Annotated in this window: 21 protein-coding genes; 17 read left to right on the forward strand and 4 right to left on the reverse strand. The window is 43.1% G+C overall.

All coding sequences use genetic code 11. The annotated features are described in order from the left end of the window. The first annotated feature begins 44 nt into the window (after nt 1–44). Entirely contained in the window at nt 45–191 is a 147-nt protein-coding gene (locus FBF73_RS10080; RefSeq protein WP_169435159.1) for a hypothetical protein, read from the forward strand. Here the strand turns inward: FBF73_RS10080 and FBF73_RS02575 are convergent. Continuing rightward, nucleotides 188–1,150 carry an asparaginase gene (locus FBF73_RS02575; RefSeq protein ID WP_136936890.1) on the reverse strand — a complete coding sequence of 321 codons (963 nt, stop codon included), beginning with the start codon at nt 1,148–1,150 and terminating at the stop codon, nt 188–190. The two genes, FBF73_RS10080 and FBF73_RS02575, sit on opposite strands and share 4 nt — an antisense overlap. A 65-nt stretch (nt 1,151–1,215) precedes the next feature. Between FBF73_RS02575 and FBF73_RS02580 the strand changes: the two genes are divergently transcribed. Then, nucleotides 1,216–2,607 (forward strand): Cof-type HAD-IIB family hydrolase, encoded by a 1,392-nt coding sequence (locus FBF73_RS02580; protein WP_136936891.1) that lies wholly within the window; start codon nt 1,216–1,218, stop codon nt 2,605–2,607. A gap of 146 nt (nt 2,608–2,753) precedes the next feature. On the opposite strand, the gene FBF73_RS02585 is transcribed toward FBF73_RS02580, so the two are convergent. Further along, entirely contained in the window at nt 2,754–3,206 is a 453-nt protein-coding gene (locus tag FBF73_RS02585; RefSeq protein ID WP_136936892.1) for a universal stress protein, read from the reverse strand. Between the two features lie 161 nt (nt 3,207–3,367). Between FBF73_RS02585 and FBF73_RS02590 the strand changes: the two genes are divergently transcribed. Together FBF73_RS02590 and FBF73_RS02595 are read left to right on the forward strand one after the other, a co-directional pair. Then, entirely contained in the window at nt 3,368–3,661 is a 294-nt protein-coding gene (locus FBF73_RS02590) for a hypothetical protein (RefSeq protein ID WP_169435162.1), read from the forward strand. 156 nt (nt 3,662–3,817) lie between these two features. Beyond that, a complete protein-coding gene (locus tag FBF73_RS02595) occupies nt 3,818–5,032 on the forward strand; it encodes a pyridoxal phosphate-dependent aminotransferase (RefSeq protein ID WP_000666462.1) in 1,215 nt (404 codons plus the stop codon). A 270-nt stretch (nt 5,033–5,302) separates the two neighbouring features. Here FBF73_RS02595 and FBF73_RS02600 read toward each other — a convergent pair whose 3' ends face one another. Continuing rightward, on the reverse strand, nt 5,303–6,469 hold the full coding sequence (locus FBF73_RS02600) for an IS30 family transposase (protein ID WP_136936893.1): 1,167 nt from the start codon (nt 6,467–6,469) through the stop codon (nt 5,303–5,305). A gap of 250 nt (nt 6,470–6,719) precedes the next feature. On the opposite strand from FBF73_RS02600, the gene rpmH reads away from it, so the two are divergent. Together rpmH and FBF73_RS02610 are read left to right on the forward strand one after the other, a co-directional pair. Next, nucleotides 6,720–6,854: a 50S ribosomal protein L34 gene (rpmH, locus tag FBF73_RS02605; protein ID WP_000831905.1), complete on the forward strand. Its 135-nt coding sequence runs from the start codon at nt 6,720–6,722 to the stop codon at nt 6,852–6,854. A gap of 136 nt (nt 6,855–6,990) precedes the next feature. Then, entirely contained in the window at nt 6,991–8,955 is a 1,965-nt protein-coding gene (locus tag FBF73_RS02610) for a peptide ABC transporter substrate-binding protein (RefSeq protein WP_136936894.1), read from the forward strand. 242 nt (nt 8,956–9,197) lie between these two features. Here FBF73_RS02610 and FBF73_RS02615 read toward each other — a convergent pair whose 3' ends face one another. Further along, complete coding sequence (locus FBF73_RS02615) at nt 9,198–11,042, reverse strand: APC family permease (protein ID WP_136936895.1); 1,845 nt, start codon at nt 11,040–11,042, stop codon at nt 9,198–9,200. Between the two features lie 157 nt (nt 11,043–11,199). On the opposite strand from FBF73_RS02615, the gene FBF73_RS02620 reads away from it, so the two are divergent. The 11 genes from FBF73_RS02620 to pflA all read left to right on the forward strand — a co-directional run bounded on the left by FBF73_RS02620 (nt 11,200) and on the right by pflA (nt 21,007). Then, nucleotides 11,200–11,973: a TatD family hydrolase gene (locus FBF73_RS02620; protein ID WP_136936896.1), complete on the forward strand. Its 774-nt coding sequence runs from the start codon at nt 11,200–11,202 to the stop codon at nt 11,971–11,973. Continuing rightward, complete coding sequence (gene rnmV, locus FBF73_RS02625) at nt 11,973–12,539, forward strand: ribonuclease M5 (protein WP_136936897.1); 567 nt, start codon at nt 11,973–11,975, stop codon at nt 12,537–12,539. Before FBF73_RS02620 ends, rnmV begins: the two co-directional genes overlap by 1 nt. Nucleotides 12,540–12,603: 64 nt before the next feature. Then, nucleotides 12,604–13,476, forward strand: a complete 873-nt coding sequence (rsmA, locus tag FBF73_RS02630; RefSeq protein WP_004255823.1) for a 16S rRNA (adenine(1518)-N(6)/adenine(1519)-N(6))-dimethyltransferase RsmA — start codon at nt 12,604–12,606, stop codon at nt 13,474–13,476. Between the two features lies 1 nt (nt 13,477). Then, nucleotides 13,478–14,356 (forward strand): ribosome small subunit-dependent GTPase A, encoded by an 879-nt coding sequence (gene rsgA, locus FBF73_RS02635; protein ID WP_136936898.1) that lies wholly within the window; start codon nt 13,478–13,480, stop codon nt 14,354–14,356. 10 nt (nt 14,357–14,366) lie between these two features. Then, entirely contained in the window at nt 14,367–15,023 is a 657-nt protein-coding gene (rpe, locus tag FBF73_RS02640; protein ID WP_124788247.1) for a ribulose-phosphate 3-epimerase, read from the forward strand. Further along, nucleotides 14,986–15,648 carry a thiamine diphosphokinase gene (locus FBF73_RS02645; protein WP_124788248.1) on the forward strand — a complete coding sequence of 221 codons (663 nt, stop codon included), beginning with the start codon at nt 14,986–14,988 and terminating at the stop codon, nt 15,646–15,648. The genes rpe and FBF73_RS02645 overlap by 38 nt, the downstream gene beginning before the upstream one ends. A gap of 1 nt (nt 15,649) precedes the next feature. Further along, nucleotides 15,650–16,906, forward strand: coding sequence for a DNA recombination protein RmuC (gene rmuC, locus FBF73_RS02650; protein ID WP_169435163.1), 1,257 nt, complete (start codon nt 15,650–15,652; stop codon nt 16,904–16,906). Continuing rightward, a complete protein-coding gene (locus FBF73_RS02655; protein WP_101782481.1) occupies nt 16,896–17,837 on the forward strand; it encodes a 3'-5' exoribonuclease YhaM family protein in 942 nt (313 codons plus the stop codon). Before rmuC ends, FBF73_RS02655 begins: the two co-directional genes overlap by 11 nt. 105 nt (nt 17,838–17,942) lie before the next feature. Then, the gene (purR, locus tag FBF73_RS02660) at nt 17,943–18,770 is read left to right on the forward strand and encodes a pur operon repressor (RefSeq protein WP_136936900.1); all 828 of its coding nucleotides are present in this window, start codon (nt 17,943–17,945) and stop codon (nt 18,768–18,770) included. A gap of 66 nt (nt 18,771–18,836) precedes the next feature. Next, complete coding sequence (locus FBF73_RS02665; protein WP_136936901.1) at nt 18,837–20,087, forward strand: diaminopimelate decarboxylase; 1,251 nt, start codon at nt 18,837–18,839, stop codon at nt 20,085–20,087. Nucleotides 20,088–20,212: 125 nt separating this feature from the next. Continuing rightward, a complete protein-coding gene (gene pflA, locus FBF73_RS02670) occupies nt 20,213–21,007 on the forward strand; it encodes a pyruvate formate-lyase-activating protein (RefSeq protein ID WP_001288286.1) in 795 nt (264 codons plus the stop codon). The last annotated feature ends 31 nt before the right edge of the window (nt 21,008–21,038 follow it).

Here is a 21,038-nt window from a genome sequence, read left to right on the forward strand (position 1 = left end):
GTGAAGATTTCCTGATTTATTTTTAGAGGAGGGAATTATACTTAATGAAAATCAAAGAGCAAACTAGGAAGCTAGCCGCAGGTTGCTCAAAGCACTGCTTTGAGGTTGTAGATGAAACTGACGAAGTCAGTAACCATATGTACGGTAAGGTGAAGCTGACGTGGTTTGAAGAGATTTTCGAAGAGTATTAGCCTTCCATATAGTCCTTTAAAGCCTGTCCTGTTAGTCCGGCATTGAGAGCGATGAGGAGTTTCAAGCGGGCTTTTTGGGCGTTAAGTTCTTTGACAAAGAAAACACCTGCCTTTTGCAACTGCACGCCCCCACCTTGGTAGGCATAAACAGGCTCCGCTATACCGTTAAAGCATCGTGAAACCAGGGCGACTGGGATTCCTTTTTGCAGAAGGCTTTCTAATTTTTGAGCCGTTTCTTTGGGAATATTACCAGCTCCGAAGGCTTGGATAATCAAACCGTCCAATTGTTCCAAATCCAGCATATCAATCAGCTCATCTGTCATACCAGCATAAGCCGAGATGATAGGGACTAAGCCTTGTATGTGATCAAGGTCAAAGCGGACACGAGGCTCCGCTGTTTTGAAGTAGAGTATTTCCTGTTTCATGATGAGACCAAGTGGCCCGTGTGTTGGGGTCTGGAAGGTGCCGACGTTGGTCGTATGTGTTTTGGTAACATACTTGGCAGCATGGATTTCATCGTTCATAACAACCAAAACTCCTTTGTCAGCAGCCCTGTCATCGCTAGCTACCCGCAAAGCACTCAGATAATTATAAACACCGTCACTACCGAGTTCGTTAGAGCTGCGCATGGCCCCTGTTAGAACGATAGGCATACGGGGAACTTCCATGGTATCAAGGAAATAGGCTGTTTCCTCTAGAGTATCGGTCCCGTGTGTGATCACCACTCCATCGTAGTTAGCAGCTTCCTCTTTAATTTTCTGGTAGAGGGCCAGCATATGCTTGGGTTTGATATGGGGACTTGGCAGATTAAAAAAATCTAAGGCATGGACTTGGATTCCTTCAAGTGGGTTGGATACATGGTTCATGGGATTATCTGAACTCGTCACAACAGCGCCAGAAGCATCGGCTTGCATGGAAATAGTTCCGCCCGTATGTAAAACAAGGATTTTCTTAGGCATGATTTAGTCACTCTTTCTGAAATGTGGTATAATCATTGTATCACAAAAGGGGAGATTGGGATAGGATGGAAGTCAAAGCTGTTTTTTTTGATATCGATGGAACCTTGGTCAACGATCGCAAGAGTGTTTTGAAATCCACTAAGGACGCGATTAAGATTGTCAAAGAACAAGGGGTGCTTGTCGGCGTAGCGACAGGACGAGGACCTTTTTTTGTTAGGGAATTGATGGACGATTTGAACCTGGATTTTGCGGTAACCTACAATGGCCAGTATATCTTTACTAAAGACAGAGTCTTGTTCACGAGTCCTATTTCCAAGTTACATTTGCGCCAGCTAATTAGCTATGCTAAAAAAGAGGGCAAGGAGATTGCCCTAGGGACTAAGGATGCCATGTTGGGTTCTAAAATCATGTCCTTTGGTCTGGGTTCTTTTTCCCAACGAATCAGTCGCTTCATTCCCTCTGTTTTAACTCGTACGGTGAGTCATTCCTTTAATTGTATGGTCAGTAAGGTTGTTCCCCAAAAGGAAGAAGACCTACTTGAACTAATGAATCAGCCCATCTACCAAGTTTTGATGCTGATGACACCAGAAGAATCTGAGAAGGCGGCAGCTGATTTTGAAGACTTGAAATTGACACGTAGCAATCCTTTTGCAGCGGATGTCATCAATCAAGGAAACTCTAAGTTGGAAGGCATTCGACGAGTTGGGAAAGAATATGGTTTTGATCTCAACCAAGTCATGGCCTTTGGTGACTCAGATAACGACCTAGAAATGCTGGCGGGTGTCGGTATGTCAGTCGCTATGGGAAATGGTAGCAGCAGTGTTAAGGAAGTAGCCAAGCACATCACTACCAGCAATCAGCAAGACGGAATCCACAAGGCCCTGGAACATTTTGGTGTTCTGGCTTCAGAAAAAGTCTTTGTCAGCCGTGACTATCATTTCAATAAGGTCAAGACCTTCCACCACATGATGGATGAACGAACCCAAGAAGAACCTCGAGCTTGGGATTTAGAAGGTGCAACCCACAGGGCTGGCTTTAAAATAGAAGAATTGGTGGAATTTGTTAGAGCTGCCAGTCCTTCTGAAGAGGACTTTGGTCAAGCTTTATCGCAACTTCATCAAGCTCTTGATAAGGCGGCAGATAAAGTAGCTAAGAAGACGCCTGCTCAGCAAGATTTGATAGGTCAGGTAGATGCCCTGATTGACACGCTTTACTTCACCTACGGTAGTTTTGTCTTGATGGGAGTGGACCCAGAACGTATTTTTGATATTGTTCATCAGGCCAATATGGGGAAAATTTTCCCTGACGGCAAGGCTCATTTTGATCCAGTGACCCACAAAATCTTAAAACCAGATGATTGGGAAGAAAAATATGCTCCAGAACCTGCTATTAAAAAGGAACTGCAGCGCCAACTCAAGGCTTATGAACGCCATAAAGAGAGAAATAACACTCAATGAAAATCAAAGAGCAAACTAGGAAACTAGCCGCAGGCTGCTCAAAACACTGTTTTGAGGTTGTAGATGGACGTTGACGTGGTTTGAAGAGATTTTCGAAGAGTATAAATAGTAAACAAAAAGGAGCTCTGGGCTCCTTTTCTTCGTGATTATAAGGTTTTTTCTTGTTCTCTCACAACCAGCAAATCGACCTTAGCATGGCGGAGGATGTATTCAGATGAAGAACCGACCAAGAGGCGTTCAAAGGCGTTGAGACCAGTTGCGCCAACGAGGATGAGGTCCACTTCCTCAGAATCTGGAATAGTACGTGCCAAGAGGGTCTTTGGATTTCCCATTTCAATGACGATATGAACATCTGCCACACCAGCATCTTTAGCACGTTTTTCGTACTCTTTCATCAGACTTTCAGCGTCGACTTGGAGTTCTTCGTAAACTTCAGCATCAAAGGTGGATACACTTTGTAGAGCGCGTGTGTCAATGACATGTGCGATGGTGAGTTTAGCGTCGTTTCGTAGAGCAGAATGAACTCCCTTGACAAAAGCCAAGTCTGCTTCTTTAGAACCATCGATTGCGACCATAATATTTTGGTAACGTTGTGCCATAATGAAACCTCCTGAAATTTTCTTACTATAATTGTAAACCTTTTCACTATAGAAGTAAAGCAAAAAAGGTATTTTTTAAAAGAATGTTAGCGCTCAAAATCTATATAAATATATGATAAAATAAAAGAAAGGATAGCAGGAAAGAAGTGAAGGGAGGGAGAATGATGAAAAACTCTTTTCAAAAATCAAATTTCCTTTATTATGCAATCATCCTAGTTTCAGTCTTGGTAGAAATTGTCATGATCTGGCAATTAGAGAGACTGATTCCCCTTCTTTATCTAGGTTTTATCGGCTTTTTAGTCTTTCATGTACTCTATCATCTGTTTTTATTCCTAGTTGCTAAACGAAGTGGGCGTTGGGATTACTTGACGATATGGGGGCTTTTCCTCATGTTCAATCTTCTTTATGACTCCTTTTTAGGCTTGCTTTTTCTAGGTTTATCTTTTGGTATGTGATCTGTCTTTGGCAAAATTCCTGCTATTTCACCTGTCTTGACCTCGCTTTTAGTGAAGTTTTTATCCTATACGAATCTAGTAACACATTTCAGTAAACTTGTCGCATTCTCTTTCTAGTGGTATAATGTTACTATCCTGAAGAATTGAGGAAACAAGATGAAAGAATATAATAAATCTAGTAAGTTAGAGCATGTTGCTTATGATATCCGTGGTCCTGTTTTGGAAGAAGCCATGCGGATGCGAGCAAATGGAGAAAAGATTTTACGTCTGAATACAGGAAATCCAGCAGAATTTGGCTTCACAGCGCCAGACGAGGTCATTCATGACTTGATTATGAATGCGCGTGATAGTGAGGGTTATTCTGACTCCAAAGGGATTTTCTCAGCCCGTAAGGCTATCATGCAGTATTGCCAATTGAAAAAATTCCCAAATGTAGATATTGATGATATCTATCTTGGAAATGGTGTCAGTGAGTTGATAGTCATGTCCATGCAGGGGCTTTTGGACAATGGGGATGAAGTCTTAGTGCCAATGCCAGACTATCCTCTCTGGACGGCCGCTGTCAGCCTAGCTGGAGGAAATGCCGTTCACTATATCTGTGATGAAGCTGCAGAATGGTACCCAGATATTGACGATATCAAGTCAAAAATTACTTCCAATACCAAGGCAATCGTCCTTATCAATCCAAATAACCCAACTGGAGCCCTTTATCCGAAGGAACTCTTGCTGGAGATTATTGAGATTGCCCGTCAAAACGATTTGATTATCTTTGCGGATGAAATTTACGACCGCATGGTCATGGATGGGCATGTGCATACGCCTGTGGCGAGCTTGGCACCAGATGTCTTCTGTGTCAGCATGAATGGTCTATCAAAATCCCACCGTATTGCTGGTTTCCGTGTGGGTTGGATGGTCTTGTCTGGCCCTAAGACACACGTTAAAGGCTATATCGAAGGGCTCAATATGTTGTCCAATATGCGCCTTTGCTCTAATGTTTTGGCCCAGCAAGTCGTACAAACTTCCTTGGGTGGCCACCAATCAGTCGATGAATTGCTTCTTCCAGGTGGACGGATTTACGAGCAAAGAAATTTCATCTACAATGCCATTCAAGAGATTCCAGGTTTATCTGCGGTTAAACCCAAGGCGGGACTCTATATCTTCCCTAAAATCGACCGCAATATGTACCGTATCGATGATGATGAGCAGTTTGTCCTTAATTTCTTGAAACAGGAAAAGGTTCTCTTGGTTCATGGTCGAGGTTTTAACTGGCAGGAACCAGACCACTTCCGTATCGTTTACCTTCCTCGTGTTGATGAACTAGCCCAAATACAAGAAAAGATGACTCGTTTCTTGAAACAGTATCGTAGATAGGGCTTACATTCGAAAAAGGCTAAATTCGCAAACTAAGTTCCACCGCTAGTAGAAGTGGAAGTTAGTCTGATAAAAATCATAAAAACCAGTGGAATTCCGTGTCAGGGTAAGTTCCACTGGTTTTACTCATGCTTGATTTGATAGCTTTTGTAACCAAAATGAATCGAAAAAAAGAGCGCACAACCCCCCCTCATCTGAAAGCGTTTCAGATTAAGTTCCGCTATGGTGGAAGTTAGTGTGAGACGTTTGAATGGGTTTTTTGGTTAGTTTTTAGATTTTATGTTGGAGTAATGTAGAAGACTGACAGACATCTTCTGCAGGTATTTTAGAAATGCCAAGAAGCTTAGGAATCTCTTCTCCGTAAGTAAACTCAAAAAGTTCATAGGCTGATTTTCCATTCAAAGCAGCACGTTTGACACTGTTGACATGAGAACAAACGAGATTGATGTCCTCTTGAGTTAAATTGTCAAAAGAAGTTCCTTTAGGTAGAATATCGCGAATTAGCGTGTGATTTTTCTCAATTCTCCCTTTCTGGTCAGAGCGATTAGGGTCACAAAAGAAGAGTTTACTCTCTCCTCGAACATCCATTTCGATGTCATCAACCCTGGCAAACTCTCCACCATTATCTGTTAGGATGACAGGAAAGAGTTGACAGAAATCTTTATCCGCTTGGTGAAGGGTGTTCTTGATATCATAGAGGTGTTTGGTAACCTCAAGGGCAGTTTTATTATCCAGAAGTCTAGCGAAGATAAAGTTACAGAAAGACAGGTTGAAGGTCAGTAGGACTTTACCTCCCATTCTGCCCATAACCGTATCCATTTCCAGCCAAGAGTCTAGTTGATTAAGGGATAAATAGTTTTGGAAATCCTCATAGGAACGGCCTTTTTTAGCTTCTTTAGGGATGGAAGGTAGCTTACTTTTCCGTCTTTCTTTGAATTTAACAGCTCTGGCTAAGTCAATAGGAGCGATAGATAGGTATCCTTTTCGGATATGTCGATAGACAGTTGAGGAGCTAACATCGAGGTTATGAGTTTTGAGAATATGATAGATGTGTTGTCCCTTTTTAACACCATCAGAAATGACTTTGTCCATGTTCCAGAAGGTTTTGGAATTGAGAGGAGTTCCTTCACGAGCTTCTACAAGAGTTTGTTCGTACTGTTTTTGAGCTTGTTTAGCGAGGTAGAAGATTTTCTGATAGCCACAGTTTTGTCTTCTTTTAGGGCACCCGTTACAGACAAAGGGAGCCTTATCGAGTAAAGGGCAAGGGAGGTTATCACACGTAGACTCTCTAGCTTGTCTGTTTCGTTTCACTTCTTTGGAGACAGTGGTAGGGTCTTTTAGAATAAGTTGCCCGATAGCTTTGAAGGTTTCACCGCGCTCTAAGCCTAATTGGATATCGTTACGGTCTGAAAGGGTAAGGTGCTTATGTTTTGTCATAGTGGACCTCATTTCTAACTCAAACGTCTCACACTTAATTCCACCATAAAAATCCGTTTTAGACTAATTTCCACTTTGGTCAGGCAAGTGGAAGTTACTTTGAGAAGTTACTCATTCGAAAAAGCTGGAAACATTTGCCTTGAGCTATTGACAAAAGTAAAAGAATCAGATAGAATAGTAAAGTATGTTTAGTAACTGATCACTTTATAGCCGGCTAAACGAATACAAAATCTATGAGGAGGTATTCATCGTGAAACGTACTTATCAACCAAGTAAACTTCGTCGTGCGCGCAAACACGGATTCCGTAACCGTATGTCAACTAAAAACGGTCGTCGCGTATTGGCAGCTCGTCGTCGTAAAGGACGCAAAGTTTTGGCTGCATAATCCAAACGAACCATATCAAAAATCAGTAGGAACTCGAGTCTACTGATTTTTATTTTTGTAAAAAAGTACAAAAAGCTTTATATTTTTGCTCAAATGGTGTATAATATTTCACATACTGTAAAAATGGAGAATAATCATGAAGAAATCAAAAGTTATGCTTTTTGGAGCTATGGCTTTGACAGCAGGTCTAGCTCTAGCAGCATGTGGGTCTTCCCAATCAAGTAATGCAGACAAGACTTACTCTTATATCTTTGTCAATAACCCAGATACCTTGGATTATATTACTTCTACCCGAGACTCTACATCTAGTATCACAACCAACTTGATTGATGGGTTGTTGGAAAACGACCAGTATGGCAATCTCATCCCATCTATGGCTGAGTCGTGGACTGTGTCAAAAGATGGTTTAACCTACACTTATAAGATCCGTCAGGGGGCAAAATGGTACACTTCTGAAGGAGAAGAGTATGCGGATGTAACCGCTCATGACTTTGTGACTGGTCTTAAGTATGCGGCTGATAAAAAGGCTGAAAACTTGTACTTGGTACAAGACTCTATCAAAGGGCTAGCAGACTATGTTGAAGGGAAATCATCCGATTTTGGAACTGTTGGTGTTAAGGCGGTGGATGATTACACATTACAATACACCCTCAACCAACCTGAAACTTATTGGAACTCTAAAACAACAGCAAGTATCCTTAGTCCGGTAAACGAAGCTTTCTTGAAGTCTAAGGGGGATGACTTTGGAAGTGTGACGCCATCAAGTATCTTGTCAAATGGTCCTTACTTGTTTAAGTCCTTCACATCAAAATCTTTGATTGAATTTGATAAAAATCCTAACTATTGGGATAAGGACAAGGTCAAAATCGAGAAAGTGAAACTTTCTTTCTTTGACGGTTCTGACCAAGATAGCATTACAAGAGGATTTTTGGAAGGTAACTACACAGATGGTCGTATCTTCCCAACAAGTTCAGTCTTTGCTGAACTCAAGAAGGGGAATGAGGACAAGATTACCTATACACCACAAAACTCAGTTACTTTCTATTATCTTTTCAACGTGAATCGTCAAAGCTACAAGCAGACTATGAAACAGTCTGATAAGGAAAAGACGGATTCACGCGCAGCTATGCAAAATAAAGATTTCCGTCAGGCTATCAACTTTGCCTTTGACCGTCATGCCTATGCAGCGCAGACAAATGGTGAAGATGGAGCAGACCGTATCTTGCGTAACACGATTACACCAAGTAACTTTGTCCAAGTTGGCGATAAGAACTTCGGTGATATTGTCAATGAAAAAATTGTCAACTACGGTAAAGATTGGGCAAATATCAACCTAAACGATGGTAAGCAAGCCTTCTTGAACCCTGACAAGGCCAAAGAGAAATTTGCTAAGGCTAAAGAAAGTCTGCAAGCTCAGGGAGTAACCTTCCCAATTCATTTGGATATGCCAGTTGACCAGACTGCTAAGTTAGATGTGCAACAGGCTGGTTCTTTCAAGCAAACAGTAGAAGCCACTCTTGGTAAGGAGAATGTAGTTATCGATGTTATCCAACTTTCTCCAGATGAAAAAGATCAGGCAACCTACTTTGCAGATACAGCAGAACAAAAAGACTACGATATTGACGTCTCAGGATGGGGTGGAGACTACTCAGATCCTAAGACTTACCTAGCTATCCTTGATCCAGAGACAGGTTCTCAGTTGAAAAACATGGGCTTGTCTGAAGGAAAAGACAAGGAAGTTAAGGATAAGATTGGTCTTGCTGACTACAAGAAACTCTTGGATCAGGCAGACGCTGAAATCACAGATACTCAGGCTCGCTATGAAAAATATGCTGAAGCCCAAGCTTGGTTGACAGATAGTGCCCTCTTCCTACCAGTTCAAAGTGGCGGAGCCAACCCAATCTTCCGTAAGACTGTACCGTTTACAGGTCCATTCTCATTCGTTGGTCATAAGGGAAATGCAGACAACTACAAATATGTTGAATTGCAAAAAGAGCCAGTAACAGCTAAACAGTACCAAGAACTCTATGAAAAATGGCTGAAAGAAAAAGCTGAGTCAAATAAAAAAGCTCAGGAAGCTTTAGCTAACCACATTCAATAGTATTCCTAGTCATGCTTTTCAGTAAATACTCTTCGAAAATCTCTTCAAACCACGTCAGCTTCACCTTGCCGTAGGTATGTTACTGACTTCGTCAGTTTCATCTACAACCTCAAAGCAGTGCTTTGAGCAGCCTGCGGCTAGCTTCCTAGTTTGCTCTTTGATTTTCATTGAGTATAAGCCTAGTGACTGGATTCATAAAAAGGCCTTACCAGATACTTCTTGGTTCTGGTAGGGCCTTTTCTTTATTCTTTTAAGTGATAAGAGTAGCTAGCAACAACGACGTCTTGGTGCCAACGAAGGGCGTATTTGAGTTTGAGACTCATCTGATTGTGCAGGATATTCTGCCAAGGTTTATTAGGGATAAACTGGGGGACGAGGACAGTGACTGTATAGTTCTTTTTCTGTGCTTCCTCGGAAATCCGTTTGACATACTTGACAGTAGGGGTGATGATGTCACGATAGCTGGTCTTGATGTTTTTCAGAGTAATGGTTGGGAAATAATCGGCAAATTCTTGGAGAATTTCTTGGTCTTTTTCTGCTGTTTCCTTGGTAGAAATATGCATGGCTAGGACTTCGTCACCGATACTTTGAGCGTAGTTAATGGCTCCGACGCTGACTCGGGTGACATTTCCTACTAGGACCAGAACCAGATTGCCGTCGTAAGTACGTTTTTCGATTCCTTCATAGAGTCGCAGTTGTTGGGCTACTTTTTGGTAATGACTGTGAATTGCCAAGAAGAGTAGGGTGAGAACGAGAATAATCGGGAAGAAGGGCCAGATATCACTGAGACGGAAAAAGAGCAAGATTAGTACAATCGCGTAGCAAATGATTGCCCCAAGGATATTAGCAAGAGCAGGTTTTAAGAAGTTGGCCCCTTTTTCCTTTTTCCAATGACGAATCATCCCAGTCTGAGATAGGGCGAAGGGAACGAAGACCCCGATAGTATAAAGAGGAATCAAGCGTTCTGTATTGCCATTAAAAATGAGAAGAAGAATCATAGCCCCAAAAGCCAGAGTTAAAATTCCATTGGAGTAGCCTAGGCGGTCTCCTTTTTCCATAAAGAGATGGGGCATGTATTTGTTTTTAGCCATATTGTAAGCCAGCATAGGGAAGGCCGAAAAGCCAGTATTTGCAGCTACGGCCAAAATCAAGGCTGTGGAGAATTGGAAGATATAATACCCAAGGTGACCTAAGAAGGAAGTACCAAGGATACCCTGAGCCATCTGTGAAAGAATAGTTTCTCCGTGTTGAGGCATAATCCCCATCCAGTAGTTTAGGAAGGTGATACCAGCAAAAAGAAAACCTAAAATCAGTGACATAATGGTCAAGGTTTGAGCGGCATTCTTTTCTTTTGGAGCCTTGAAAAAGGGAACCGCATTTGAAATAGCTTCAACCCCTGTCAGAGAGGCAGATCCGCTGGTAAAAGCTCTTAGAACGAGAACGATAGACAGGCTCGGAACAGCATGCCCAATAGGTGAAGTTGCCTGATAGCTGAGAGAACCTGTCACTAGTTGAAAGATTCCATAGAGCAAGAGAAAGACAGTGCTGATGATAAAGAGATAGACAGGAATCATCAGTGAACTGGCAGATTCTTTTAAGCCCCGTAAGTTCAAGAGCATGAGCAAGCAAACCAGAAAAATGGAGATGTGGAGGTTGTAAGGGTGAAGAGCAGGGAGAGCTGCTGTGATAGCGTCAGCTCCAGATGCAACAGATACCGCTACGGTCAGCATATAGTCAATCAGAAGACTACCTCCAGCGATCAAGCCAAGTTGGGGAGATAGATTTTCTCGAGTAACCATATATGCCCCTCCCCCTTGAGGGTAGGCATGGATGATTTGACGGTAGGAAACGGTCAGGCTAGCTAGGAGAAGGAGGACAAAGAGGCCGATAGGAAGGCTCCACCATATAGCTAGAGGAGAGAGACTAGCCAAGACGAGGACTACTTGCTCAGGTCCATAGGCGATGGAGGACAGAGCGTCGCTTGACAACATGGCCAGTGCCTGCATTTTTCCCAGTAGTCCCCCTTCTCCTTCGGTTAAGGATTTAAGAGGACGACCGATAAAGGTCTGTTTTAATTTTGTAAACATAGTTGTTTCCTTTGTTGAAAAATTCAATAAGTGTTATTATACTGCTTTGGAAAAAGAGCGTCAAGAGATGATAATGGGTTTTAGAATATTTTTTTCAGATGAGGAGAGAGGTCAGTTTTTTTGCTATAATAGTAGATAGAAAACGAGGTTAGAAGAGATGATTTTTGATACACATACACACTTGAATGTAGAAGAATTTGCAGGTCGTGAGGCAGAAGAAATTGCCTTGGCTGCTGAGATGGGTGTGACACAGATGAATATTGTGGGTTTTGATAAACCGACGATTGAGCGTGCCTTGGAGTTGGTAGACGAGTATGAGCAACTTTACGCGACTATTGGTTGGCATCCTACAGAAGCTGGAACTTACACAGAGGAGATTGAAGCCTACTTGCTTGACAAGCTCAAGCATCCAAAGGTAGTTGCCTTGGGTGAGATTGGTTTGGACTACCATTGGATGACAGCGCCAAAAGAGGTGCAGGAGCAGGTTTTTCGCCGTCAGATTCAGTTATCTAAGGACTTGGATTTGCCTTTTGTAGTTCATACCCGTGATGCGCTGGAAGATACCTATGAGATCATTAAGAGCGAGGGAGTTGGTCCTCGAGGTGGTATCATGCATTCATTTTCAGGGACGCTTGAATGGGCAGAGAAGTTTGCCGAGCTTGGCATGACTATTTCTTTCTCAGGAGTGGTGACTTTTAAGAAGGCAACTGACATCCAAGAAGCAGCTAAAGAGTTACCTTTGGACAAGATTTTGGTAGAGACAGATGCGCCCTACCTAGCTCCTGTTCCTAAACGGGGTCGCGAAAACAAAACAGCCTACACTCGCTATGTAGTGGACTTTATCTCTGACTTGCGTGGCATGACGGCAGAAGAGCTAGCGGCGGTAACAACTGCAAATGCAGAACGAATTTTTGGATTGGACAGCAAGTAATGAGAGAGAAAATTTCCCAAGTCATCGTGGTTGAAGGGCGTGATGATACGGCCAATCTCAAACGCTATTTCAATGTAGAGACCTATGAGACTCGAGGTTCTGCCATCAATGACCAGGATATAGAGCGGATTCAGCGTCTGCACCAACGTCATGGGGTCATTGTCTTTACAGACCCAGATTTTAATGGGGAGCGGATTCGGCGCATGATTATGACGGCCATTCCAACGGTTCAGCATGCCTTCCTCAAACGAGATGAAGCTCTTCCTAAGTCCAAAACCAAGGGGTGTTCTCTGGGAATTGAGCATGCCAGTTATGAAGACCTGAAAACGGCTCTAGCTCAGGTAACAGAACAATTTGAACATGAGAGTCAGTTTGATATCAGTCGTAGCGACTTGATTCGCCTTGGTTTTCTAGCAGGGGCAGATAGCCGTAAGCGACGAGAATATCTAGGAGAGGCTCTCCGAATTGGCTATTCTAACGGCAAGCAACTCCTCAAGCGCTTAGAGTTGTTTGGGGTCACCTTGGCAGAAGTGGAAGAAGCTATGAAATCTTATGAGGATAGCTAAGCAGACACAAAATGTAAGGGGAATGTGTTACAATAGTAGTAACAGATAATAGAAAAGAGAATAAATGAGAATTGCAGATTATAGCGTGACCAAGGCAGTGCTGGAGCGTCACGGATTTACCTTTAAAAAGTCCTTTGGGCAAAATTTCTTGACAGATACCAATATCCTTCAAAAAATCGTGGATACAGCTGAAATTGATGACCAGGTTAATGTTATCGAAATTGGGCCAGGTATTGGTGCCTTGACGGAGTTTTTGGCTGAGCGTGCAGCTCAAGTTATGGCCTTTGAAATCGACCACCGTTTGGTACCGATTTTGGCAGATACCTTGCGTGATTTTGACAATGTGACCGTGGTTAACGAGGACATTCTCAAGGTTGATTTGGCGCAACATATCCAGAATTTTAAAAATCCTGACCTGCCCATCAAGGTAGTGGCTAATTTGCCTTACTACATCACGACGCCCATTCTCATGCACTTGATTGAAAGTGGGATTCCTTTTAGTGAGTTTGTGGTCATGATGCAAAAGGAAGTGGCGGACCGCATTTCCGCTCAACCGAATACCAAGGCTTATGGTAGCTTGTCGATTGCGGTTCAGTACTACATGACTGCCAAGGTTGCCTTCATCGTACCTCGTACGGTATTTGTGCCAGCGCCAAACGTGGACTCTGCTATTTTGAAAATGGTACGTCGTCCAGAACCAGCTGTAGCAGTGGAAGACGAGAACTTTTTCTTTAAGGTTTCTAAGGCTAGTTTCACCCATCGCCGCAAGACCTTGTGGAATAACTTGACAGGTTACTTTGGCAAGACTGAGGAAGTCAAGGACAAGCTGACCAAGGCCTTGGACCAAGCGGGCTTGTCACCAAGTGTACGTGGGGAAGCTCTCAGCTTGGCAGAATTTGCCAGCCTAGCAGATGCGCTTAAAGGGCAAGGACTCTAAGATGCAGGGACAAATCATTAAAGCCTTGGCGGGGTTCTACTATGTAGAAAGTGATGGTCAGGTTTATCAAACACGCGCGCGTGGGAATTTCCGTAAAAAAGGCCATACTCCCTACGTTGGGGATTTGGTCGACTTTTCTGCCGAGGAAAATTCAGAGGGCTATATCCTCAAGATTCACGAACGGAAAAATAGTCTGGTCCGTCCGCCTATTGTCAATATTGACCAAGCTGTAGTGATCATGTCTGTCAAGGAACCGGACTTCAACAGCAATTTGCTGGATCGCTTCTTGGTTCTTTTGGAACACAAGGGCATCCATCCCATTGTCTATATTTCCAAGATGGATTTGTTGGAAGATAGAGGAGAATTGGATTTTTATGAACAGACTTATGGTGACATCGGCTATGACTTTGTGACCAGTAAAGAGGAACTCCTGCCTTTGTTAACAGGAAAGGTTACGGTCTTTATGGGGCAGACAGGTGTTGGGAAGTCAACTCTTCTCAATAAAATCGCACCAGACCTTAATCTTGAAACAGGAGAAATTTCAGACAGTCTGGGTCGTGGTCGTCATACCACTCGAGCTGTTAGTTTTTACAACCTTAATGGGGGTAAAATCGCGGACACACCAGGTTTTTCATCACTGGATTATGAAGTGTCAACGGCTGAAGAACTTAATCAGGCCTTTCCAGAGATTGATAGTGTCAGTCGAGACTGCAAATTCCGTACTTGTACCCATACCCACGAGCCGTCCTGTGCAGTGAAGCCAGCAGTCGAGGAGGGAGTCATTGCGTCCTTCCGTTTTGACAACTACCTGCAATTCCTTAGCGAAATTGAAAATCGTAGAGAAACCTACAAAAAAGTCAGCAAAAAAATTCCAAAATAAGGAGAAACCTATGTCTCAATACAAGATTGCTCCGTCAATTCTGGCAGCAGATTATGCCAACTTTGAACGTGAAATCAAACGCCTAGAAGCAACTGGGGCAGAGTATGCCCATATCGATATCATGGATGGTCATTTTGTGCCACAAATCAGTTTTGGTGCGGGTGTGGTCGAATCTCTTCGTCCCCATAGCAAGATGGTCTTTGACTGCCATTTGATGGTAGCTAATCCAGAGCATCATCTGGAAGACTTTGCGCGTGCGGGAGCAGATATCATCAGCATCCATGTAGAAGCAACGCCTCATATTCATGGTGCCCTCCAAAAAATTCGTTCACTCGGTGTCAAGCCATCTGTTGTTATCAATCCTGGTACGCCTGTTGAAGCTATCAAGCACGTCCTTCATCTAGTTGACCAAGTCCTAGTCATGACAGTTAACCCTGGATTTGGTGGTCAAGCCTTTCTGCCAGAAACCATGGATAAGGTTCGTGAGCTGGTTGCCCTTCGTGATGAAAAAGGTTTGAACTTTGAGATTGAAGTGGATGGTGGGATTGATGATAAAACGATTGCTCAAGCCAAAGAAGCTGGTGCGACCGTTTTTGTAGCAGGTTCCTATGTCTTTAAGGGAGATGTCAATGAGCGAGTACAAACTCTCAGAAAACAACTGGACTAGGGTTGCCGTTTTTGCAGGCGGAGACCGCGGTCATTATCGGACAGATTTTGATGCTTTTGTTGGTGTGGATAGAGGCTCGCTCTGGGTCTTGGAAGAAGATTTGCCTCTTGCTCTAGCAGTTGGAGATTTTGATTCTGTGACCGAAGAAGAGCGACAGGTGATTCAAAAACGTGCCCAGCATTTTGTTCAAGCCCGACCAGAAAAAGATGATACTGATTTGGAATTGGCTCTCTTAACCATCTTTGAACAAAATCCTCAGGCTCAAGTCACTATTTTCGGTGCTTTGGGTGGTCGTATTGACCATATGTTGGCTAATGTCTTTCTGCCTAGTAATCCCAAGTTGGTGCCCTATATGCGCCAGATAGCGATTGAGGATGGACAAAACTTGATTACTTATTGTCCAGAAGGGACCAGTCAGCTAGAACCTCGTTCAGACTACGACTATCTAGCCTTTATGCCAGTTCGGGATAGCCAGCTGACCATTCTCGGAGCTAAGTATGAGTTGACAGAGGACAATTTTTTCTTTAAAAAAGTGTACGCTTCTAACGAATATATAGATAGGGAAGTGTCAGTGACTTGCCCAGATGGCTATGTGGTTGTACTGCATAGCAAGGACAGGAGGTAAGATGGAAAGTTTACTTGTTCTATTATTAATTGCCAACCTAGCTGGACTCTTTCTGATTTGGCAGAGGCAGGATAAGCAGGAAAAACATCTCAGTAAGAGCTTGGAGGATCAGGCAGATCACTTGTCAGACCAGTTGGATTACCGCTTTGAACAAGCCAGACAAGCCAGCCAGTTAGATCAAAAAGACTTGGAAGTAGCTGTCAGCGACCGTTTGCAAGAAGTTCGAATCGAATTGCACCAAGGTTTGACGCAAGTCCGTCAAGAAATGACAGATAGTCTCCTCCAAACTAGAGACAAGACTGACCAACGTCTCCAAGCCTTGCAGGAATCAAATGAGCAACGTCTAGAACAAATGCGCCAAACGGTCGAGGAAAAACTAGAAAAGACCTTGCAGACGCGCTTACAAGCTTCCTTTGAGACAGTTTCCAAACAACTGGAGTCTGTCAATCGTGGCCTTGGAGAAATGCAGACAGTTGCCCGTGATGTTGGAGCCCTCAATAAGGTTCTCTCAGGAACCAAGACGCGAGGGATTCTGGGGGAATTGCAACTGGGGCAAATCATCGAGGACATTATGACCCCTGCCCAGTACGAACGAGAATATGCAACGGTTGAAAACTCCAGTGAACGAGTGGAGTATGCCATTAAGTTGCCTGGACAGGGTGACCAGGAATATGTCTACTTACCGATTGACTCCAAGTTTCCACTGGCAGATTATTATCGCTTAGAAGAAGCCTATGAAGCGGGTGACAAGGACGAGATCGAACGCTGTCGTAAGTCACTCTTAGCAAGCGTCAAGCGCTTTGCCAAGGATATTAGGAACAAGTACATAGCACCACCTCGGACGACCAATTTTGGAGTTTTGTTTGTTCCGACAGAAGGGCTCTACTCAGAAATCGTCCGCAATCCGGTCTTCTTTGATGATTTGAGACGGGAAGAGCAGATTATTGTTGCAGGTCCAAGTACCCTGTCAGCTCTGCTCAATTCCCTATCAGTTGGATTCAAAACTCTCAATATCCAAAAGAGTGCCGACCATATCAGCAAGACTCTTGCTAGCGTCAAGACTGAGTTTAGCAAGTTTGGTGGTATTCTGGTCAAGGCACAAAAGCATCTTCAACATGCCTCTGGCAATATTGATGAATTATTAAACCGTCGCACTACAGCTATCGAGCGAACGCTCCGTCACATTGAGTTGTCAGAAGGTGAGCCTGAGCTTGATCTACTCCATTTCCAAGAAAATGAGGAAGAATATGAAGATTAGTCACATGAAAAAAGATGAGCTGTTTGAAGGCTTTTACCTAATCAAATCAGCTGACCTGAGGCAAACTAGAGCTGGGAAAAACTACCTAGCCTTTACCTTCCAAGATGATAGTGGCGAGATTGAAGGGAAACTCTGGGATGCCCAACCTCATAATGTTGAGGCCTTTACAGCAGGTAAGGTTGTCCACATGAAAGGACGCCGAGAAGTTTATAACAACACCCCTCAGGTTAACCAAATTACTCTCCGCCTGCCTCAACCTGGTGAACCCAATGACCCAGCTGATTTCAAGGTCAAGTCACCAGTTGATGTCAAGGAAATCCGTGACTACATGTCGCAAATGATTTTTAAAATTGAAAATCCTGTTTGGCAACGGATTGTCCGAAAGCTCTACACCAAGTATGATAAGGAATTTTACTCCTATCCAGCTGCCAAGACTAATCACCATGCCTTTGAAACGGGTTTGGCTTATCATACGGCGACCATGGTGCGTTTGGCAGATGCTATTAGTGAAGTCTATCCTCAGCTCAATAAGAACCTGCTCTATGCAGGGATTATGCTGCATGACTTGGCTAAGGTCATTGAGTTGACGGGGCCAGACCAGACTGAGTATACAGTGCGAGGCAATCTTCTTGGACATATCGCTCTGATTGATAGCGAAATTACTAAGACAGTGATGGAACTCGGTATCGATGATACCAAGGAAGAAGTCGTTCTGCTCCGCCACGTCATCCTCAGTCACCATGGCTTACTTGAGTATGGAAGTCCAGTCCGTCCACGCATTATGGAAGCAGAGATTATCCATATGATTGACAATCTAGATGCTAGTATGATGATGATGTCAACAGCTCTTGCTTTGGTAGACAAAGGAGAGATGACCAATAAAATCTTCGCTATGGACAATCGTTCCTTCTATAAACCAGATTTAGATTAATAATTTAAGAAAAACGAGCATTTTTTAGGATAAGAATGTTCGTTTTTTTATGTGAATATGGTATAATAGATAAAATATCAAAATTAAATGAAGTGGGAAATAGAAATGAAATTAAGAAGAAGTGATCGGATGGTTGTCATTTCCAACTATTTGATTAATAATCCTTATAAACTAACTAGTCTCAATACTTTTGCTGAAAAGTATGAATCTGCTAAATCATCCATCTCAGAAGATATCGTGATTATCAAACGAGCCTTTGAGGAAATTGAAATTGGTCATATCCAGACAGTAACTGGTGCTGGTGGTGGTGTCATTTTCACACCATCAATCTCAAACCATGATGCCAAGGAAATGGTTGAAGATTTGCGTGCCAAGTTGTCAGAAAGTGACCGTATCTTGCCAGGTGGCTATATCTACCTGTCTGATTTGCTTAGTACACCAGCCATCTTGAAAAATATTGGTCGTATTATTGCCAAGAGCTTTATGGACCAAAAGATTGATGCGGTTATGACAGTAGCGACCAAGGGGGTTCCACTTGCAAATGCAGTTGCCAATGTCCTCAATGTTCCTTTTGTTATTGTGCGCCGTGACCTGAAAATTACCGAAGGTTCAACTGTCAGCGTCAACTATGTTTCAGGTTCAAGTGGTGACCGTATTGAGAAAATGTTCCTTTCAAAACGCAGTCTCAAGGCAGGAAGTCGTGTCTTGATTGTGGATGACTTCTTGAAAGGCGGAGGAACTGTCAACGGGATGATCAGTCTCTTGCGTGAGTTTGATTCAGAATTGGCAGGTGTAGCGGTCTTTGCGGACAATGCCCAAGAAGAACGTGAAAAGCAGTTTGACTACAAGTCACTCTTGAAGGTAACCAATATTGATGTCAAGAACCAAACTATCGATGTTGAGGTTGGTAATATCTTTGACGAAGATAAATAAGAGATAGAACTAAAGGTTGGAACGATTGTCCCAGCCTTTCTTTGCAAATAGAATAGAAGGAAGCTTATGAAGACACCATTTATCAATAAAGAAGACTTAGAAGCGATTGTTGCTGAGTTCCCGACTCCCTTTCACTTGTATGATGAGAAGGGGATTCGTGAAAAGGCAAGATCCGTCAACCAAGCATTTTCGTGGAACAAGGGCTTTAAGGAATATTTTGCAGTTAAGGCTACTCCAACCCCAGCTATTTTGAAAATTCTCCAAGAGGAAGGCTGTGGCGTGGACTGCTCTAGTTATGTAGAACTTTTGATGAGCCATAAACTGGATTTCCCTGGTTCTGAGATTATGTTCTCTTCAAACAACACACCAGATAAGGAATACGCCTATGCGCGTGAATTGGGTGCGACGATTAACTTGGATGCCTTTGAAGATATTGAACATCTAGAGCTTGCAGCAGGTATTCCAGAAATCATCTCTTGTCGTTACAATCCTGGAGGCGTTTTTGAGCTAGGAACAGATATCATGGACAATCCTGGAGAAGCCAAGTTTGGCATGACTAAGGACCAGCTCTTTGAAGCCTTTGCCATCTTGAAGGAAAAAGGAGCCAAGACTTTTGGGATTCACTCCTTCCTAGCGTCCAATACCGTGACCCATCTCTATTATCCAGAGTTGGCGCGTCAGCTTTTTGAATTGGCTGTTGAAATCAAGGAAAAGTTGGGTATTTCGCTAGACTTTATCAATCTTTCTGGCGGTATTGGTGTTAACTATCGTCCTGAGCAGGAGCCAAATGATATTGCTTTGATTGGTGAGGGGGTTCGTAAGGTGTATGAAGAGGTTCTTACGCCAGCAGGTCTTGCTCAGGTTAAGATTTTCACCGAATTGGGTCGTTTTATGCTAGCCCCTCACGGTGCTTTGATCACAAGAGTCACTCATAAGAAGAGAACTTACCGTACCTATCTAGGTGTGGATGCGTCAGCAGTCAACCTCATGCGTCCGGCTATGTACGGAGCTTACCATCATATTACTAACGTGACCCATCCAGATGGACCAGCTGAAGTGGTAGATGTGGTTGGTTCACTCTGTGAAAACAATGATAAATTTGCAGTGAATCGCGAACTGCCTCATACAGAAATCGGTGATTTGCTGGTAATTCATGATACAGGTGCCCACGGTTTTTCAATGGGCTATCAGTACAATGCTAAACTTCGTTCTGCGGAAATCCTTTATACTGAAGAAGGAAAAGCCCGTCAAATCCGCCGTGCAGAGCGTCCTGAGGACTATTTTGCAACCTTGTATGGTTTTGATTTTGAAGAATAATCTGAGAATTAATTGAAAATGAAATTGAAAAACAGATTGCTTTCTAAAAAATAGACAAAAATCTTGTTTTTCCTTCAAGTCATGATATAATAAAACTATAAAACGTTTTCAAGGAAGGTAACGATATGTCTGAAGAAACAATTGATTATGGACAAGTGACAGGAATGGTGCATTCGACAGAAAGCTTTGGGTCAGTAGATGGACCTGGTATTCGCTTTATTGTCTTTTTGCAGGGCTGTCACATGCGTTGCCAGTATTGCCACAACCCGGATACTTGGGCCATGGAGTCCAATAAATCACGTGAACGGACGGTAGATGATGTCTTGACAGAGGCCTTGCGCTATCGCGGTTTCTGGGGAAATAAGGGTGGGATTACAGTCAGTGGAGGAGAAGCCCTCTTGCAGATTGATTTCCTGATTGCTCTCTTTACCAAGGCCAAAGAACACGGAATCCACTGTACCTTGGATACCTGTGCCCTTCCATTCCGTAATAAACCACGTTACCTTGAAAAGTTTGACAAACTCATGGCTGTCACTGACTTGGTTCTCTTAGATATCAAGGAAATCAACGAAGAACAGCACAAGATTGTTACTAGCCAAACCAATAAAAATATCTTGGCTTGTGCCCAGTATCTATCAGATATTGGAAAACCTGTCTGGATTCGCCACGTGCTAGTCCCAGGATTGACAGACAGAGATGATGACTTGATTGAACTTGGTAAGTTCGTTAAGACCCTCAAAAATGTTGATAAGTTTGAAATTCTACCTTATCACACCATGGGTGAGTTCAAATGGCGTGAATTGGGAATTCCTTATTCCCTCGAAGGGGTCAAACCACCAACAGCAGACCGCGTCAAGAACGCTAAAAAACTCATGGATACCGAAAGTTATCAAGACTATATGAAACGTGTACATGGATAAAAAAGAAGCCTGATGGAAACATCGGGCTTTT

The organism is Streptococcus mitis (assembly GCF_005144795.1).
In the GTDB taxonomy this organism is placed as follows: domain Bacteria; phylum Bacillota; class Bacilli; order Lactobacillales; family Streptococcaceae; genus Streptococcus; species Streptococcus mitis_BB.

Coding starts and splice junctions, on each gene's coding strand:
- FBF73_RS10080 (WP_169435159.1), top strand. CDS start 45: ATGAAAATCAAAGAGCAAACTAGGAAGCTAGCCGCAGGTTGCTCAAAG.
- FBF73_RS02575 (WP_136936890.1), bottom strand. CDS start 1,150: ATGCCTAAGAAAATCCTTGTTTTACATACGGGCGGAACTATTTCCATG.
- FBF73_RS02580 (WP_136936891.1), top strand. CDS start 1,216: ATGGAAGTCAAAGCTGTTTTTTTTGATATCGATGGAACCTTGGTCAAC.
- FBF73_RS02585 (WP_136936892.1), bottom strand. CDS start 3,206: ATGGCACAACGTTACCAAAATATTATGGTCGCAATCGATGGTTCTAAA.
- FBF73_RS02590 (WP_169435162.1), top strand. CDS start 3,368: ATGATGAAAAACTCTTTTCAAAAATCAAATTTCCTTTATTATGCAATC.
- FBF73_RS02595 (WP_000666462.1), top strand. CDS start 3,818: ATGAAAGAATATAATAAATCTAGTAAGTTAGAGCATGTTGCTTATGAT.
- FBF73_RS02600 (WP_136936893.1), bottom strand. CDS start 6,469: ATGACAAAACATAAGCACCTTACCCTTTCAGACCGTAACGATATCCAA.
- FBF73_RS02610 (WP_136936894.1), top strand. CDS start 6,991: ATGAAGAAATCAAAAGTTATGCTTTTTGGAGCTATGGCTTTGACAGCA.
- FBF73_RS02615 (WP_136936895.1), bottom strand. CDS start 11,042: ATGTTTACAAAATTAAAACAGACCTTTATCGGTCGTCCTCTTAAATCC.
- FBF73_RS02620 (WP_136936896.1), top strand. CDS start 11,200: ATGATTTTTGATACACATACACACTTGAATGTAGAAGAATTTGCAGGT.
- rnmV (WP_136936897.1), top strand. CDS start 11,973: ATGAGAGAGAAAATTTCCCAAGTCATCGTGGTTGAAGGGCGTGATGAT.
- rsmA (WP_004255823.1), top strand. CDS start 12,604: ATGAGAATTGCAGATTATAGCGTGACCAAGGCAGTGCTGGAGCGTCAC.
- rsgA (WP_136936898.1), top strand. CDS start 13,478: ATGCAGGGACAAATCATTAAAGCCTTGGCGGGGTTCTACTATGTAGAA.
- rpe (WP_124788247.1), top strand. CDS start 14,367: ATGTCTCAATACAAGATTGCTCCGTCAATTCTGGCAGCAGATTATGCC.
- FBF73_RS02645 (WP_124788248.1), top strand. CDS start 14,986: ATGAGCGAGTACAAACTCTCAGAAAACAACTGGACTAGGGTTGCCGTT.
- rmuC (WP_169435163.1), top strand. CDS start 15,650: ATGGAAAGTTTACTTGTTCTATTATTAATTGCCAACCTAGCTGGACTC.
- FBF73_RS02655 (WP_101782481.1), top strand. CDS start 16,896: ATGAAGATTAGTCACATGAAAAAAGATGAGCTGTTTGAAGGCTTTTAC.
- purR (WP_136936900.1), top strand. CDS start 17,943: ATGAAATTAAGAAGAAGTGATCGGATGGTTGTCATTTCCAACTATTTG.
- FBF73_RS02665 (WP_136936901.1), top strand. CDS start 18,837: ATGAAGACACCATTTATCAATAAAGAAGACTTAGAAGCGATTGTTGCT.
- pflA (WP_001288286.1), top strand. CDS start 20,213: ATGTCTGAAGAAACAATTGATTATGGACAAGTGACAGGAATGGTGCAT.